Origin of the sequence: Pseudomonas sp. TE3-3-F2023 (assembly GCF_036784815.1) — a bacterium.
Taxonomy (GTDB): domain Bacteria; phylum Pseudomonadota; class Gammaproteobacteria; order Pseudomonadales; family Pseudomonadaceae; genus Aquipseudomonas; species Aquipseudomonas pudica.
In genome coordinates, this window is the sequence record NZ_CP145113.1 from 3,303,271 (window position 1) to 3,317,460 (window position 14,190).

A 14,190-nucleotide genomic window follows, 5' to 3' on the forward strand; every position below is an offset into this window, starting at 1 on the left:
CGGCCGATATTATTTCGGCATCGACCATGGCTGCAGGTCGTAACCTTTCTCGCACAACTCGGCGCGCACTTCCTCGATCAGGCTGGCCCACTGGGCCGGGTCGGAGTAGATACGCGAGGACACTTGCTTGCTGCCGATGCGGGTGCTGGTCCGGTCGATCACTGCCAGGCTCAGTTCACCAGTACCGTTGGGTGCATCCCAGGCTACGCACTGGAAGGGTTCGAAGGCGTGGTCGGCAATCAGCAGTGCTTCGTTGACACGGAGCGGGGCATTCATGGTTCGGTCTCTCTATGGTCCCAAACATCCAGGTAAGTCCGCGTTGCTTCAAAGTCGCCTCGGTTATCGCGAAGTGCAGCGCGGGGTTATGTGTACTGATGCTCGTTGTCCGGGGGCGAGTCACACATTGGTTGAAAAAAATTTGCCAGGTTCGAATCCGTTCTTGCCCACGCCGCCATGTGATGTCGATAAAGTGCGAAAATTCCCGTCATTGATTGTAAAAAAATGATTCGGCAGACAGACGGTACTGGGAACCGTCAACTTCGTTGCTACTGTTAATTGGGCGCCACAACTTACTGTTTTATTTCAAAAAACCGAAAACTGGCGCCAAGGATCGGTCATGCAGCAGCCTGCCGCCCAACGCCGTTTGCTCATCGTCGACCCCTGCGATGACTGCCACCGTTTGTTGCCTGGATTGTCTAGCGCAGGCTGGGATGTACACAGCTGCATGCTCGGAACCGCGCTGGATCATCCCTGCGATGTGGGCCTGCTGCGCTTGCAGGCGTCACATCTCAGGCGCCCGGACGGGGTCAAGGACTTGATCAAGCGCAGCAACACCGAATGGATTGCGGTGCTCAGCGCCGAACAGTTGCGCATGCCGGCCGTCGGCGATTTTGTCTGTGAATGGTTCTTCGACTTCCACACCTTGCCGTTCGACGTTTCCCGCGTGCTGGTCACCCTGGGCCGGGCCTTCGGCATGGCGCGCTTGCGCGGCAAAGGGGTGGCGAGGGTGGATGAAACCAGCCACGAGCTGCTCGGTGACAGCCGCCCGATCCGCGAGCTGCGCAAACTGCTGGGCAAATTGGCGCCTACCGAGTCGCCGGTGTTGATCCGCGGCGAAAGCGGCACTGGCAAGGAACTGGTGGCCCGCACCCTGCACCGCCAGTCGCAACGCAGCGAGCAGCCGTTCATTGCGATCAACTGCGGAGCGATCCCCGAGCACCTGATCCAGTCGGAACTGTTCGGCCATGAAAAGGGCGCTTTCACTGGTGCCCATCAGCGCAAGGCCGGGCGCATCGAAGCGGCCCATGGCGGCACGCTGTTCCTCGATGAAATTGGCGACCTGCCGCTGGAGTTGCAGGCCAACTTGCTGCGTTTTCTGCAGGAAAAGCACATCGAGCGTGTGGGTGGCAGCCAGCCGATCCCGGTGGATGTGCGGGTGCTGGCGGCTACCCATGTGGACCTGGAAAGGGCCATCGAGCAAGGGCGCTTTCGCGAAGACCTGTATTACCGCCTGAACGTGTTGCAGGTAGTGACCGCGCCTTTGCGCGACCGGCATGGCGACCTGTCGATGCTGGCCAGCCATTTTGCCCATTACTACAGCCTGGAAACCGGGCGTCGACCGCGTTCGTTCAGCGACCATGCCCTGGCGGCCATGGGCCGGCATGACTGGCCCGGCAATGTCCGCGAATTGGCCAACCGTGTGAGGCGCGGGCTGGTGCTGGCCGAAGGCCGGCAAATCGAGGCGCAGGACCTGGGGTTGCAGGCCCTCGACCAGGTGCAGCAACCGCTGGGCACGCTGGAAGAGTACAAGCACCGGGCCGAGCGCCAGGCGCTGTGCGATGTACTCAGCCGGCACAGTGACAACCTGAGCGTGGCGGCCAAGGTGCTAGGTATATCGCGGCCGACGTTCTATCGGTTGCTGCACAAGCACCAGATTCGCTGAGCAGTGGATGGCACCGGCTACGCTGGTGTTCGCGGGTAAACCCGCTCCCACAGGTACTGTATCGACCGTGACGCTGGCGCAGTACCTGTGGGTGGGGCTGCCCGCGAACAGGCTATCGATCAATGCGGCCCGCGCGGAATGGTCTTCAGCAGGTCTTCCGGACTGATGTGCCCCACCACCTGGGCCACCGCGCTGCCTGGGGTCGGCAGGTCGATGATGTGGCTTTTCATCTTGCCGATCACGTGCATTTCGCACGGCTTGCAGTCGAACTTGAGGGTCAGCACTTCATCACCCTGAATCAGCTGCATCGGTGCCACCTTGGTGCGCACGCCGGTCACGCCCTTGGCCTGCTTGGGGCACAGGTTGAAGGAGAAGCGCAGGCAGTGCTTGGTGATCATCACCGGCACTTCGCCATGCTCTTCATGGGCCTCGTAGGCCGCATCGATCAGCTGCACGCCGTGGCGGTGGTAGAAGTCGCGGGCCTTCTGGTTGTACACGTTGGCCAGGAACGACAGGTGCGACTCTGGGTAAACCGGCGGTGGCGTGGTCTCGGCCTTGCGCCCGCCACGCGGGTGCGCCTGAACGCGTGCATCAGTCAGCGCCTCGATGGCTTCGCGGCGCAGGGCCTTGAGCTGCGAGTTGGGGACGAAGTACGCCTGCGGGGCGTCCAGCTCGATGCTGTCGGCGTGGTACATGGTGGTACCCAGCTGGCCGAGCAGGTCGTGCAACTGCTCCAGCGCCTGTTGCGGCTTGTTGGCCGGGCCGAACGGGCCGTCCAGTGCCACTTGTGCGCTCACGCCTTCCTCGCTGGTGACGGTCAACGCCAGGCGTTGCTCGCGCAGTACCGCGTGCCATTGCACGCCGACCCGGCGCTCGGCCGAGGTGCGTTGCAGGGCCTGCTGCCAGTTGTGGTCGAGGTTGCGCGACAGCGGGTGGTTGGGCCGCAGCTTGTGCAGGCCTTCGGGCATTTCGTTGGGCTCGACGCGGTAGCGGTAGCGCTTCTCGCCGTCTTCCTCGAACTCCCCACGCGGTTCGGCGATGTTGGCGCGGAAGCCCACCACTTCGCGCTTGACCAGCACATTGAGGCCGTCGCCATTGGTCAGCGGCACCTCGGTGACTACCAGCATGTCACGCTTGCCGACCTTTTCCACCACGCCCACCGGCAGGCCGGTGAAGGTTGGCGAGTCGAAGGCACCGATGTCGACCTTGCGGTCGGTGACGAAGTAGTCGGTGCTGCCGCGGTGGAAGGTCTTGTCCGGGTCGGGCACGAAGAAATGTTCGGTGCGACCGCTGGAGGCGCGGGCCAGCTCCGGGCGGCCTTCGAGGATGGCGTCGAGTTCCTTGCGGTAGTGGGCGGTGATGTTCTTCACATAGGCCACGTCCTTGTAGCGGCCTTCGATCTTGAACGAGCGTACGCCGGCATCGACCAGGTCAGCCAGGTTGGCGGTCTGGTTGTTGTCCTTCATCGACAGCAGGTGCTTCTCGAACGCGACCACCCGGCCCTGGTCATCCTTCAGGGTGTAGGGCAGGCGGCAGGCTTGCGAGCAGTCGCCACGGTTGGCGCTGCGGCCGGTCTGCGCATGGGAAATGTTGCACTGGCCGGAGAAGGCCACGCACAGCGCACCGTGGATGAAGAACTCGATGGCAGCGTCGGTTTCTGCGGCGATGGCGCGGATCTGCTGCAGGTTCAGTTCACGCGCCAGCACCAGCTGGGAGAAACCGGCCTGATCGAGGAACCTGGCCCGTTCCAGGGTGCGGATGTCGGTCTGGGTGCTGGCGTGCAGCTCGATCGGCGGGATGTCCAGCTCCATCACCCCCAGGTCTTGCACGATCAATGCGTCGACACCGGCGTCGTACAGCTGGTGGATCAGCTTGCGCGCGGGCTCCAGCTCGTTGTCGTGAAGGATGGTGTTGATGGTGGTGAACACGCGTGCATGGTAGCGATGGGCGAACTCGACCAGTTCGGCGATATCGCTGACTTCGTTGCAGGCGTTATGGCGCGCGCCGAAGCTCGGGCCACCGATGTAGATGGCGTCGGCGCCGTGCAGGATCGCTTCGCGGGCGATGGCCACGTCACGGGCAGGGCTGAGCAGTTCCAGGTGATTCTTTGGAAGGGACATGTCGTTATAGGTTCGGGCTGTCACGGTTTAGGCGGGCATTGTAGCGGCGAAACGGGCTGGCGGCATCATCGGGGTGCTTGCAGGAGCGGCCTTGTGTCGCGAAGGGCCGCAACGCGGCCCCGGCAATACCTGCTGCGGAGCTGAGAATCTGGGGGCGCTGCGCACCCCAATCGCGACACAAGGCCGCTCCTACAGGATTGCGTATTGCGCGAAAATCAGCGCTTGGCGGCCATTGCGGTCACTTCCACGCGCATGCCTTCGACCGCCAGTGCAGCCACACCCACGGCAGCGCGTACCGGCCAGGGCTTGCTGAAGAAGCGCTGGTAAACCTCGTTGAATGCCGCGCGGTCGGCCATGTCGGTGAGGTAGATGGTCAGGTGCAGCACGCGGTCCATGCCGCTGCCGGCCTTCTCCAGCGCCACTTTCAGTGCCTGCAGGGTGCACTCGCTCTGCTCGACGATGCCGCCCAGTTCCAGGCTGCCATCGGCGTGGGTCGGGATCTGCGTGGTGACCAGCACGCCGTTGTATTCGGCGACGTCGGAGGAAATCGACTCGGCGTCCGGGTCCGGGGTGTAGATGATGTCTGCTTGTGCCATTGTGTGTTTTGCCTTGCTACGGAAGGAAAGCGGCAAGCCTACGCGAGCGCGCTGGCCCGGTCGAGGGCACCCCGGAGTTTGAAATGCGCGGCGTTCGCCGTCAGAATCGCGGCCGATTGCAAAGCAGGGGTTTACGTTGAACGAACAGACATTGTCCAGGCGCCTGGAGCGCGTGGCTGCACAAGTACCGCAAGGTGCACGCCTGGCCGACATCGGCTCGGACCATGGCTACCTCCCGGTGGCCTTGATGCTGCGCGGCGTACTGGACGCGGCGGTGGCGGGCGAGGTGGCGCAGACGCCGTTCGCCTCGGCCCAGCGCAACGTGCGCAGGAACGGCCTTGAAGGGCGGGTCAGCGTACGCCTGGCCAATGGCCTGGCAGCGGTCGAGCCGGAAGACCGCATTTCGGTGATCAGCATCTGCGGCATGGGTGGCGACACCATGTGCGAGATCCTCGAGGCCGGCAAGCAGCGCCTGGCTGGCGTCACCCGCCTGGTGCTGCAGCCCAATGGCGCCGAGCGCGAACTGCGCCAGTGGCTGATGGGCAATGGCTACCGGATCGTCAGCGAAGAACTGCTGCGGGAAAACCGCTTCGACTACGAGATCATCGTCGCCGAGCCGGGCGGGGCAGCGTACAGCGCTGAACAGCTGTATTTCGGCCCGGTGCTGGTGCAGGAGAAAAGCGAGGCGTTCCTGGTCAAGTGGCGGCGCATGCTGCGGCAGAAGCAACAGACCCTGGCCAACTTCGAGCGGGCCCGCGGTGCGGTGCCTCAGGCGAAAATCGACGACTTCAGGCAACAGGTCGGCTGGATCACCGAGGTGCTGGCCTGACTCACTGCTGCGAGCAGTTGCCCATTTCCCGGTAGTCGATTTCGTGTTTCTGGCCCTGATGGTCGACATACACCATGTGCGCGGTACCAACCTGGCAGTCGGCGGCGTTGGTGGCCGGGGTGATGGAGATGACCTTGGCCACATCCAGCGGCATGCCGTATTCGTAATTGCTGCTGCTGACCGGCTGGTTGCTGCCGGTGTCGGCAAAGGCACCGAACGAGCCGAGAGTAGCGGCAACGGCAAGGACAGCGATCGAACGTTTCATGGCAGGCTCCTTTTTTTCAATATATGGCTAATGATCCATTCATTGGTCATCCACAATAAATGGGCTAACTCGTGATAGATTCCTGCCTGTAACGCAAGAATAAGACCGAACAAGGAGCACACCTTCATGGACATGCTGCATGCCATGCGTACCTTTGCCCGTGTGGTGGAATGCGGCAGCTTCGCTGCAGCCGCCAATGCCCTGGACATTTCCGCGGCTCAGGTTTCGCGCATCGTTGCCGAGCTGGAAAACCAGCTGCAGACCCGCCTGCTGCACCGCACCACGCGGCGTTTGCGCATGAGCGAGGCGGGCGAGCGGTTTCTCGAGCGCTCGCGGCAGATCCTGTTGCTGACCGAAGAGGCGGTGGGCGAAGCCCGTGGCGCGCACCTCACGCCCCGCGGCCACCTGCGCTTGCATTGCCCGCACGGCATGGGCCTGTTGCTGATGCCGCTGGTGGCCGGCTACAACGCACTGTGCCCGGAGGTGGTGATCGAGCTGACCCTGTCCCAGCGCAACCCCGACCCGCTGGCCGAAGGGCATGACGTGGTGATTACCGTGGATGGAGCGTTGCCGGATTCGCAGCTGATCGCCGTGCCGCTGGGCAACATTTTCAGCATCCCCTGCGCGGCCCCGAGCTACCTGATGGCCCATGGCGTGCCAGAGCGCCCGGAAGACCTGCACCAGCACCGTTGCCTGCGCATGGCTTATCCGATGTACGAAGGTGACTGGGTGTTCCCGCAAGGGGTGGACCAGTGCGTGATCGCACCGAGCGACAGTTTTTCCACCAACGTCGCCGACGCCATGCTGGTGGCCAGCGAGCTGGGCATGGGCATTGGCCTGCTGCCGTTCTACACCGCCAGCCAGGCGATCGAGCAGGGGCGGTTGTGCCGGTTGCTGGCGCCGTATCGCCTGCGCGAGAGCGCGCTGTACGCGATCTACCCGTCACGGCACTACCTGGATGCCAAGGTGCGTACCTGGATCGACTACCTCAAGGAGCAACTGCCGGCGCTGTTCGAGGGGCATGCCAGGGTGGTGGATGATTCGCGGTATTGGCGTTGAAGCACTGATCTGGTTTTTTTTGGCAACTTCTCGCACTGCCTGTACTGGCCCTATCGCCGGCAAGCCAGCTCCCACAAGGTACTCCACAGGTTGCGAAGGCGGTGCAGTGCCTGTGGGAGCTGGCTTGCCGGCGATAGGGCCGCACAGCGGCCCCTGTATCCCGTCTGATTACAGCGGATAGTGCTTCAACTCCCGCGCAATCAGCATCCGCTGGATCTCGCTAGACCCTTCATAGATCTGCGTGATCCGCGCATCGCGGTAGTAGCGCTCCACCGGGTAATCCTCCAGGTAGCCATAGCCGCCATGCACCTGGATCGCCATCGAGCACACCCGCTCGGCCATTTCCGAAGCGAACAGCTTGGCCTGCGAGGCCTCCGACAGGCACGGCTTGCCGGCGCTGCGCAGGCGTGCGGCATGCAGGATCAGCAAGCGCGCGGCATTCACCTGCACCTGCATGTCGGCCAGCAGGTTGGCGATGCTCTGGTGTTCGTTGATCGGCTTGCCGAACTGCACCCGGTCACGCGAGTAGACCAATGCCGCCTCGAACGCGGCGCGGGCAATGCCCAGTGCCTGGGCAGCAATGCCGATACGGCCGCCCTCGAGGTTGGACAGGGCGATGGCCAGGCCCTTGCCACGCTCACCGAGGATGTTGGCGGCAGGGATGCGGCAGTTGTCGAAGGTGACCGCGCAGGTGTCGGAGGCGCGGATGCCCATCTTGTGCTCGCTGCGATCGACCTTGAAGCCCGGGTTGTCGGTGGGCACCAGGAACGCCGACAGGCCCTTTTTGCCCAGCTCCGGGTCGGTCACCGCGAAGACGATGGCCAACCCGGCGCGGCGGGCGTTGCTGACGAACTGCTTGGCGCCGTTGATCACCCACTGGCCATCCACCAGCTCGGCGCGGGTGCGCAGGTTGTGCGCCTCGGAACCGGCCTGTGGCTCGGTCAGGCAGAAGCAGCCGATCACCTCGCCGGTGGCCAGGCGTGGCAGCCACTGCTGTTGCTGTTCTGCCGTGCCATAGGCCAGCAGCGGGCCGCAGCCCACCGAGTTGTGGATGCTCATCATCGCTCCGGTGGCGCCGCAGGCGGCGGCGATTTCTTCCACCGCCAGGGCGTAGGCGACGTAGTCGGTGTAGCTGCCGCCGAAGTCTTCCGGCACCACCATGCCCAGCAGGCCCAGTTCGCCCATCTTGCGCACCACGCCATCGTCGATCCAGCCGGCCTTTTCCCAGGCCTGTGCATGCGGGGCGATCTCGCCACGGGCAAAGTCCCGGGCCATGTCGCGGATCATGATCTGTTCTTCGCTCAGTTCCAGGTCTTGCATCTGTGTACTCCCGGGCTCACAGGCCTTCGAAGAATTGGTCGACCCGCTGGCGTTGCAGTGCGGCCAGGGTCGGCGGGTTCCAGCGTGGCTGCTTGTCCTTGTCGATGATCAGCGCGCGCACGCCTTCGATGATGTCGCCGTGCTGGAACCACTGGCGGTCCAGGTGCAGCTCCATGGCAAAGCAGTCGTCAAGGCCCAGCTGGCGACCCCGGCGCAGCATCTCCAGAGTAACCGCCATGGCCAGCGGCGAGCGGCTTTCCAGCTGGTCGGCGGTGGCCACGGCCCAGGCGTGGCTGTCGCCAATGCTCACCGCACGCAGTTGCTCGACGATGGCAGGCACGTCCGGCAGAGCGAAGAAGTGGTCGATGACCGGTCGCAGTTTTTCCAGCGGCGCATCGGCGAGCACCTGGGTGCCGAGCCTGGCCAGCAGGTTTTGCAGGTCCTTGAGGGGGTGGTCGCCAAAGCGCAGCTGGTCCAGGCCCTGGTCGAGGGCTGCCAGCTGGTCGCTGGCCAGGTACCAGTCGGCCAGGCCGCAGTACAGTGCATCGGCTGCCTGGATCTGCGTGCCGCTGACACCCAGGTAGGTGCCCAGTTCGCCGGGGATGCGCGACAGGAAGTAGCTGCCACCCACATCCGGGAAGTAGCCGATAGCCACTTCAGGCATGCCCAGGCGGCTGCGTTCAGTGACCACGCGCAGGTCGCAGCCCTGGGCCAGGCCCATGCCGCCACCGAGGGTGAAGCCGTCCATCAGCACCAGCACCGGCTTGCGGTAGCGGTGGATGGCCAGGTCAAGGGCGTATTCCTCGACGAAGAAGGTTTCATGCAACGTTTCGCCGGCCTTGAAGCTGTCGTGCAGCGAACGGATATCGCCACCGGCGCAGAAGCCCTTGGGGCCCTCGCCACGCAGTACCACGGCGCGAACGTGCGGATCATCGGCCCACAGGTCGAGGTGCTGGCGCAGGCTGCGGACCATGTCCAGGGTCAGGGCATTGAGGCCGGCGGGGCGGTTCAGGGTCAGGTGGCCGACCTGGTTGCGGACCTCGGCCAGCACATGGTCGGTTGCCGAGGTATGAGCGTGCGCAGTCATTGCGTTCTCCCTGCTTTGTTATTGATTTTCCAAGTGAAGTCTGGAGTTCGCTGGAGGATCGCAGGATCCTGTCATGCGAATTTGCCTTGCACAATCGACAAATCTGCAGGGGGATTCTGCATTTTTGTCTTGTGTGGCGATAACGCCACTCTAGCAAGGTTTCAGGTTGGCCGGGCTGGCCCTATCGCCGGCAAGCCAGCTCCCACAGATACCGCACAACCTTCAAGGCCTGCGCTGTACCTGTGGGAGCTGGCTTGCCTGCGATAGGGTCATGAGCGACAGCGCATATGCTAAATCGTTACCCTGACCGTAACGATCAATGCCTGAGCTTGATTGATGCGCAACCACCCCAGCCCTAAGGTGACCCCCACGACAGCGAACCCGTGGAGTCACCATGACAACAACCAAGAATCCACCGCCGCAATGGTCGCGGCGGCGCGCCGAAAAGCAGCGTCGCCTTGACCGGGTCCGCCACCTCGCCGACGGCGTGGTGCTGCCCACCGAGCGAATCGTCGAAGCCCTTGAACTGCTGCTGGCTCCCGGCGACCGGGTAGTGCTAGAAGGCAACAACCAGAAGCAGGCCGACTTCCTCTCCCGCGCGCTGGCCAAGGTCGACCCTGGGCGCCTGCACGACCTGCACATGATCATGCCCAGCGTCAGCCGGGCCGAGCACCTGGACCTGTTCGAACGTGGCATCGCCCGCAGGCTCGACTTCTCCTTCGCCGGCCCGCAGAGCCTGCGCATTGGCCAACTGCTGGAAGACGGCCTGCTCGAAGTCGGCGCCATCCACACCTATATCGAGCTGTACTCGCGGCTGTTGGTCGACCTGATCCCCAACGTCACCCTGGTGGCTGGTTTCATGGCCGATCGCGATGGCAACCTGTTCACCGGCCCCAGTACCGAAGACACCCCGGCACTGGTGGAACCGGCCGCTTTCAGCGACGGCATCGTCATTGCCCAGGTCAACCAGCTGGTGGACCGTGTGGATGACCTGCCGCGGGTCGATATCCCGGCATCCTGGGTCGATTTCGTGGTGGTTGCCGACCAGCCTTTCTATATAGAGCCGCTGTTCACCCGCGACCCGCGCCATATCAAGCCGGTGCACGTGCTGATGGCGATGATGGCCATTCGCGGCATCTACGAAAAACACCAGGTGCAGTCGCTGAACCATGGCATTGGCTTCAACACCGCCGCCATCGAGCTGATCCTGCCTACCTATGGCGAGTCCCTGGGCCTGAAGGGCAAGATCTGCCGCAACTGGACACTCAACCCGCACCCGACGCTGATTCCGGCCATCGAGACCGGCTGGGTGGAAAGCGTGCATTGCTTCGGCACCGAGCTGGGCATGGAGGACTACATCGCCCAGCGCCCGGACGTGTTTTTCACCGGCCGTGATGGTTCGCTGCGTTCCAATCGCATGATGTGCCAGCTGGCCGGGCAGTACGCTGTCGACCTGTTCATCGGGGCCACCCTGCAGGTGGATGGCGATGGCCATTCCTCGACCGTGACCCGCGGCCGCCTGGCCGGCTTCGGCGGTGCCCCGAACATGGGCCACGACCCCCGTGGCCGGCGCCACGCGACCCCGGCCTGGCTCGACATGACCGTGCCGGAAACCATGCTCGAACGCGGTCGCAAGCTGGTGGTGCAGATGGTCGAGACCTACCAGGAAGGCGGCAAGCCCACCTTCGTGGAAACCCTCGATGCTGTGGAAGTGGCCAGGAAGGTCGGCATGCCGCTGGCGCCGGTGATGATCTATGGCGACGATGTCACCCACCTGCTGACCGAGGAGGGCATTGCCTACCTGTACAAGGCCCGCAGCCTGGAAGAGCGCCAGCAGATGATCGCCGCCGTGGCCGGGGTTACCGCCATCGGCCTGCGGCACGACCCCAAGGACACTCAGCGCCTGCGCCAGCAAGGCCTGGTCGCCTTGCCCGAAGACCTCGGCATCCGCCGCACCGACGCCAGCCGCGAACTGCTGGCTGCGCGCAGCATCGCCGACCTGGTCGAATGGTCCGGCGGCCTCTACAACCCGCCTGCACGGTTCAGGAGCTGGTGATGAAAGCACTCGACTTGCAACCGCGTGGGCTTCTTCGCGAGCATGCTCGCTCCCACAGGGAAAGTGATGCACTTGAAAATTGCGCGGTCCCTGGCACAGAACCCGAACCTGGTGCGGTCCCTGTGGGAGCGGGCATGCCCGCGAAGAGGCCTGCACAGGCAACCAAATTACCCCTGGCCGACCACCTGGCCGACCTGGCCGTGGAAGCCCTGATCGACGAAGCCGACCTGTCCCCCAAACCCGGCCTGGTCGACCGCCGTGGCAACGGCGCCCACCACGACATGACCCTGGCCCTGATGCATGCCTCGGCCCTGGCCCTGTGGCCCTGCCTGCGCAACATGGCCGAAGCCGCTCAGGCCATCGGCACCCTCGGCCAGCCCCTGCGCACCACCCTGGGCCAGCTCGGCCGCGAAGGCGAGGCGGCAATGCTGGCCGCCACCGGCGGGGTCAACACCCACCGCGGCGCAATCTGGGCCCTCGGCCTGCTGGTAGCATCCAAGGCCCTCGATACCCAGGCCGATGCCAGCACCCTGGCTGCCCGTGCCGGTCGCATCGCACTGTTCGACGATCCCGCCATGACCACCCAAGACAGCCATGGCCTGCAGGTACGCCGCCGCTATGGCACTGGCGGTGCCCGCGAACAGGCGCAACAAGGTTTCCCGGCGGTTATCGGCCACGGCCTGCCGCAACTGCAGCGCAGCCGCGCCGCCGGTACCAGCGAGCCGCACGCCCGGTTGGACGCGCTGCTGGCGATCATGGCCGTGCTCAACGATACCTGCGTGCTCTGGCGCAGCGGCCCGACCGGGCTGGCTGCCGTCCAGCACGGCGCCCGTACCGTGCTGGGCGAAGGCGGCAGCGCCACGCTGGCCGGGCGCCGGCAGCTGCGCCGGCTGGACCAGCACCTGCTGCACCTGAATGCCTCACCGGGCGGCGCCGCCGATCTGCTGGCCGCCTGCCTGTTCCTCGACAAAGCCGGGAGCCTGTGACATGGAAACCCTGACCTTTCAATTCCCCGCCGCCGCACCTGGGCGTGGCCGCACGCTGGTGGGCTGCGTCAGCTCCGGCGACCTTGAAGTGCTGATCCAACCCGGCACCGCCGGCAGCCTGCAAATCCAGGTGGTGACCTCGGTCAACGGCAGCGCTGCCCGCTGGGCGCAGCTGTTCCAGCGCCTGTTCGAGGGCCGCACCTGGCCGGCCGTGAACATCGACATCCATGATTTCGGCGCCACCCCAGGCGTGGTGCGCTTGCGCCTGGAGCAAGGCTTCGAGGAGATCGCCCATGACTGATATCGCGCGCCTGCTGCACAGCCGCAGCTTTGTCGAACTCGGCGCCCGCCAACGCGCCCGCGCCTTGCTCGACCCGGGCAGCTTCCGTGAACTGCTGGGCCCTTTCGACCGGCTTATGTCACCCTGGCTGCCGCGCCAGGGCATCGTGCCCCAGGCCGATGATGGCGTGGTCATCGCCAAGGGCCTGCTGAACGGGCGCAACGCTGTGGTTGCCGCCATCGAAGGCGGTTTCCAGGGCGGCAGCATGGGCGAGGTGGGGGGGGCCAAGATAGCCGGTGCGCTGGAACTGGCCATCGAAGACAATCGCAACGGCATCCCCACCTGCGCCGTGCTGCTGCTTGAAACCGGCGGTGTACGCCTGCAGGAAGCCAACCTGGGCCTGGCGGCGATTGCCGAAATACAGGCGGCGATTGTCGAGCTGCGCGCCTGGCAGCCGGTAGTCGGCCTGGTCGCAGGGTCGGTCGGCTGTTTCGGCGGCATGTCCATCGCCGCCGGCCTGTGCAGCCACTTGCTGGTCACCCGCGAAGCCCGCCTGGGCCTCAACGGCCCGCAGGTGATCGAGCAGGAAGCGGGCATCGGTGAATACGATGCCAAGGACCGCCCCTTCATCTGGAGTTTGACCGGCGGCGAGCAGCGCCACGCCAGCGGCCTGGTCGACGCCTATGTGGCCGATGACATCGAGGCTTTGCGGGAACGCTTGCTGCAACTGCTCGAGGAGCCTTCAACGGATCGCGCCGGTCAACACGCCTGGTTCCTCGAACGCCTGGCCCGGCTGGGTGATGGCTGCCCGCAACTGGATGCCGCTGCCGTGCGTGACCTTTACCAAGGAGATGCCGAATGAACCGTGCCTTGAACTGGCTGCCGGGCCTGGCCGGCGGGCAAGCCTTGCCAGGCTACCCCGCGTCGTTGCGGGTAATCGATGGCGAACTGGACAACCGCCTGGCGCGCTTCATCGCCGTGGTGCCGGACGCCGAAAACCCGTTCCCCCGTGCGCGCTCGGGCGAAGTCGGCCTGCTGGAAGGCTGGGGCCTGGCCAAGGCCGTGAGCGAAGCGGTCGAGGCTGACCGCCGTGGCCAGAAGCGCGCCATCGTCGCGGTGATCGACGTGCCCAGCCAGGCCTATGGCCGCCGTGAGGAGGCGTTGGGGATCCACCAGGCTTTGGCTGCTGCGGTGCAGGCCTATGCCCAGGCACGGCTGGCGGGGCACCCGGTGATCGGCCTGCTGGTCGGCAAGGCCATGTCTGGTGCCTTCCTGGCGCACGGTTACCAGGCCCAGCGCCTGATCGCCCTGGACGATGCCGGGGTCATGGTGCACGCCATGGGCAAGGCTGCGGCGGCGCGCATCACCCTGCGCAGCGTCGAGCAACTGGAAGCCCTGGCCGCCGAGGTGCCGCCAATGGCCTACGACCTTGCCAGCTACGCCTCGCTTGGCTTGCTGTGGCGCCGCCTGACGGTGGACAACGCCGAGACGCCTAGCAGTGCCGACATCGCTCAGGTACGTGCCTGCCTGGCAGATGCGGTGCGCGACATCGGCAGCTCGAGCGACTTGTCGTCGCGGCTGGCGGGCGAAAACCGCAGCGCCTCGCGCCAGGTGCGCGAACAGCTGCGTCGCCAGTGGCAGGGCGCTTGA

General features: G+C 64.9%; 14 protein-coding genes. 8 read left to right on the forward strand and 6 right to left on the reverse strand.

The window, feature by feature from the left end:
• Nucleotides 1-9 precede the first annotated feature (9 nt).
• Nucleotides 10-276, reverse strand: coding sequence for a hypothetical protein (locus V3314_RS14910; protein ID WP_013972506.1), 267 nt, complete (start codon nt 274-276; stop codon nt 10-12).
• A gap of 340 nt (nt 277-616) precedes the next feature.
• Here V3314_RS14910 and V3314_RS14915 point away from each other — a divergent pair, with 340 nt between their 5' ends.
• The gene (locus V3314_RS14915; protein WP_046614372.1) at nt 617-1,942 is read left to right on the forward strand and encodes a sigma-54 dependent transcriptional regulator; all 1,326 of its coding nucleotides are present in this window, start codon (nt 617-619) and stop codon (nt 1,940-1,942) included.
• Nucleotides 1,943-2,061: 119 nt separating this feature from the next.
• Here V3314_RS14915 and V3314_RS14920 read toward each other — a convergent pair whose 3' ends face one another.
• Complete coding sequence (locus V3314_RS14920) at nt 2,062-4,062, reverse strand: U32 family peptidase (RefSeq protein WP_046614371.1); 2,001 nt, start codon at nt 4,060-4,062, stop codon at nt 2,062-2,064.
• 215 nt (nt 4,063-4,277) lie between these two features.
• On the reverse strand, nt 4,278-4,658 hold the full coding sequence (locus tag V3314_RS14925; protein WP_046614370.1) for a RidA family protein: 381 nt from the start codon (nt 4,656-4,658) through the stop codon (nt 4,278-4,280).
• A 136-nt stretch (nt 4,659-4,794) separates the two neighbouring features.
• Between V3314_RS14925 and V3314_RS14930 the strand changes: the two genes are divergently transcribed.
• Nucleotides 4,795-5,487, forward strand: coding sequence for a tRNA (adenine(22)-N(1))-methyltransferase TrmK (locus tag V3314_RS14930; RefSeq protein ID WP_046614369.1), 693 nt, complete (start codon nt 4,795-4,797; stop codon nt 5,485-5,487).
• 1 nt (nt 5,488) lies between these two features.
• Here the strand turns inward: V3314_RS14930 and V3314_RS14935 are convergent, their stop codons facing one another.
• Nucleotides 5,489-5,752: a DUF2790 domain-containing protein gene (locus V3314_RS14935; RefSeq protein ID WP_046614368.1), complete on the reverse strand. Its 264-nt coding sequence runs from the start codon at nt 5,750-5,752 to the stop codon at nt 5,489-5,491.
• 126 nt (nt 5,753-5,878) lie between these two features.
• Between V3314_RS14935 and V3314_RS14940 the strand changes: the two genes are divergently transcribed.
• Nucleotides 5,879-6,811, forward strand: coding sequence for a LysR family transcriptional regulator (locus V3314_RS14940; RefSeq protein ID WP_046614367.1), 933 nt, complete (start codon nt 5,879-5,881; stop codon nt 6,809-6,811).
• A 168-nt stretch (nt 6,812-6,979) separates the two neighbouring features.
• Here V3314_RS14940 and V3314_RS14945 read toward each other — a convergent pair whose 3' ends face one another.
• Entirely contained in the window at nt 6,980-8,131 is a 1,152-nt protein-coding gene (locus V3314_RS14945; protein ID WP_338459193.1) for an acyl-CoA dehydrogenase family protein, read from the reverse strand.
• Between the two features lie 16 nt (nt 8,132-8,147).
• On the reverse strand, nt 8,148-9,218 hold the full coding sequence (locus tag V3314_RS14950; protein ID WP_046614365.1) for an enoyl-CoA hydratase/isomerase family protein: 1,071 nt from the start codon (nt 9,216-9,218) through the stop codon (nt 8,148-8,150).
• Between the two features lie 394 nt (nt 9,219-9,612).
• On the opposite strand from V3314_RS14950, the gene mdcA reads away from it, so the two are divergent.
• The 5 genes from mdcA (at nt 9,613) to mdcE (ending at nt 14,190) form a co-directional block, all read left to right on the forward strand.
• The gene (gene mdcA, locus V3314_RS14955) at nt 9,613-11,274 is read left to right on the forward strand and encodes a malonate decarboxylase subunit alpha (protein WP_338459194.1); all 1,662 of its coding nucleotides are present in this window, start codon (nt 9,613-9,615) and stop codon (nt 11,272-11,274) included.
• 134 nt (nt 11,275-11,408) lie between these two features.
• Nucleotides 11,409-12,260, forward strand: coding sequence for a triphosphoribosyl-dephospho-CoA synthase (locus V3314_RS14960; RefSeq protein ID WP_338459195.1), 852 nt, complete (start codon nt 11,409-11,411; stop codon nt 12,258-12,260).
• A 1-nt stretch (nt 12,261) separates the two neighbouring features.
• Complete coding sequence (locus V3314_RS14965) at nt 12,262-12,561, forward strand: malonate decarboxylase subunit delta (protein WP_135002473.1); 300 nt, start codon at nt 12,262-12,264, stop codon at nt 12,559-12,561.
• Nucleotides 12,554-13,402, forward strand: a complete 849-nt coding sequence (locus V3314_RS14970) for a biotin-independent malonate decarboxylase subunit beta (protein WP_338459196.1) — start codon at nt 12,554-12,556, stop codon at nt 13,400-13,402. The genes V3314_RS14965 and V3314_RS14970 overlap by 8 nt, the downstream gene beginning before the upstream one ends.
• A complete protein-coding gene (mdcE, locus tag V3314_RS14975) occupies nt 13,399-14,190 on the forward strand; it encodes a biotin-independent malonate decarboxylase subunit gamma (protein ID WP_322492708.1) in 792 nt (263 codons plus the stop codon). Before V3314_RS14970 ends, mdcE begins: the two co-directional genes overlap by 4 nt.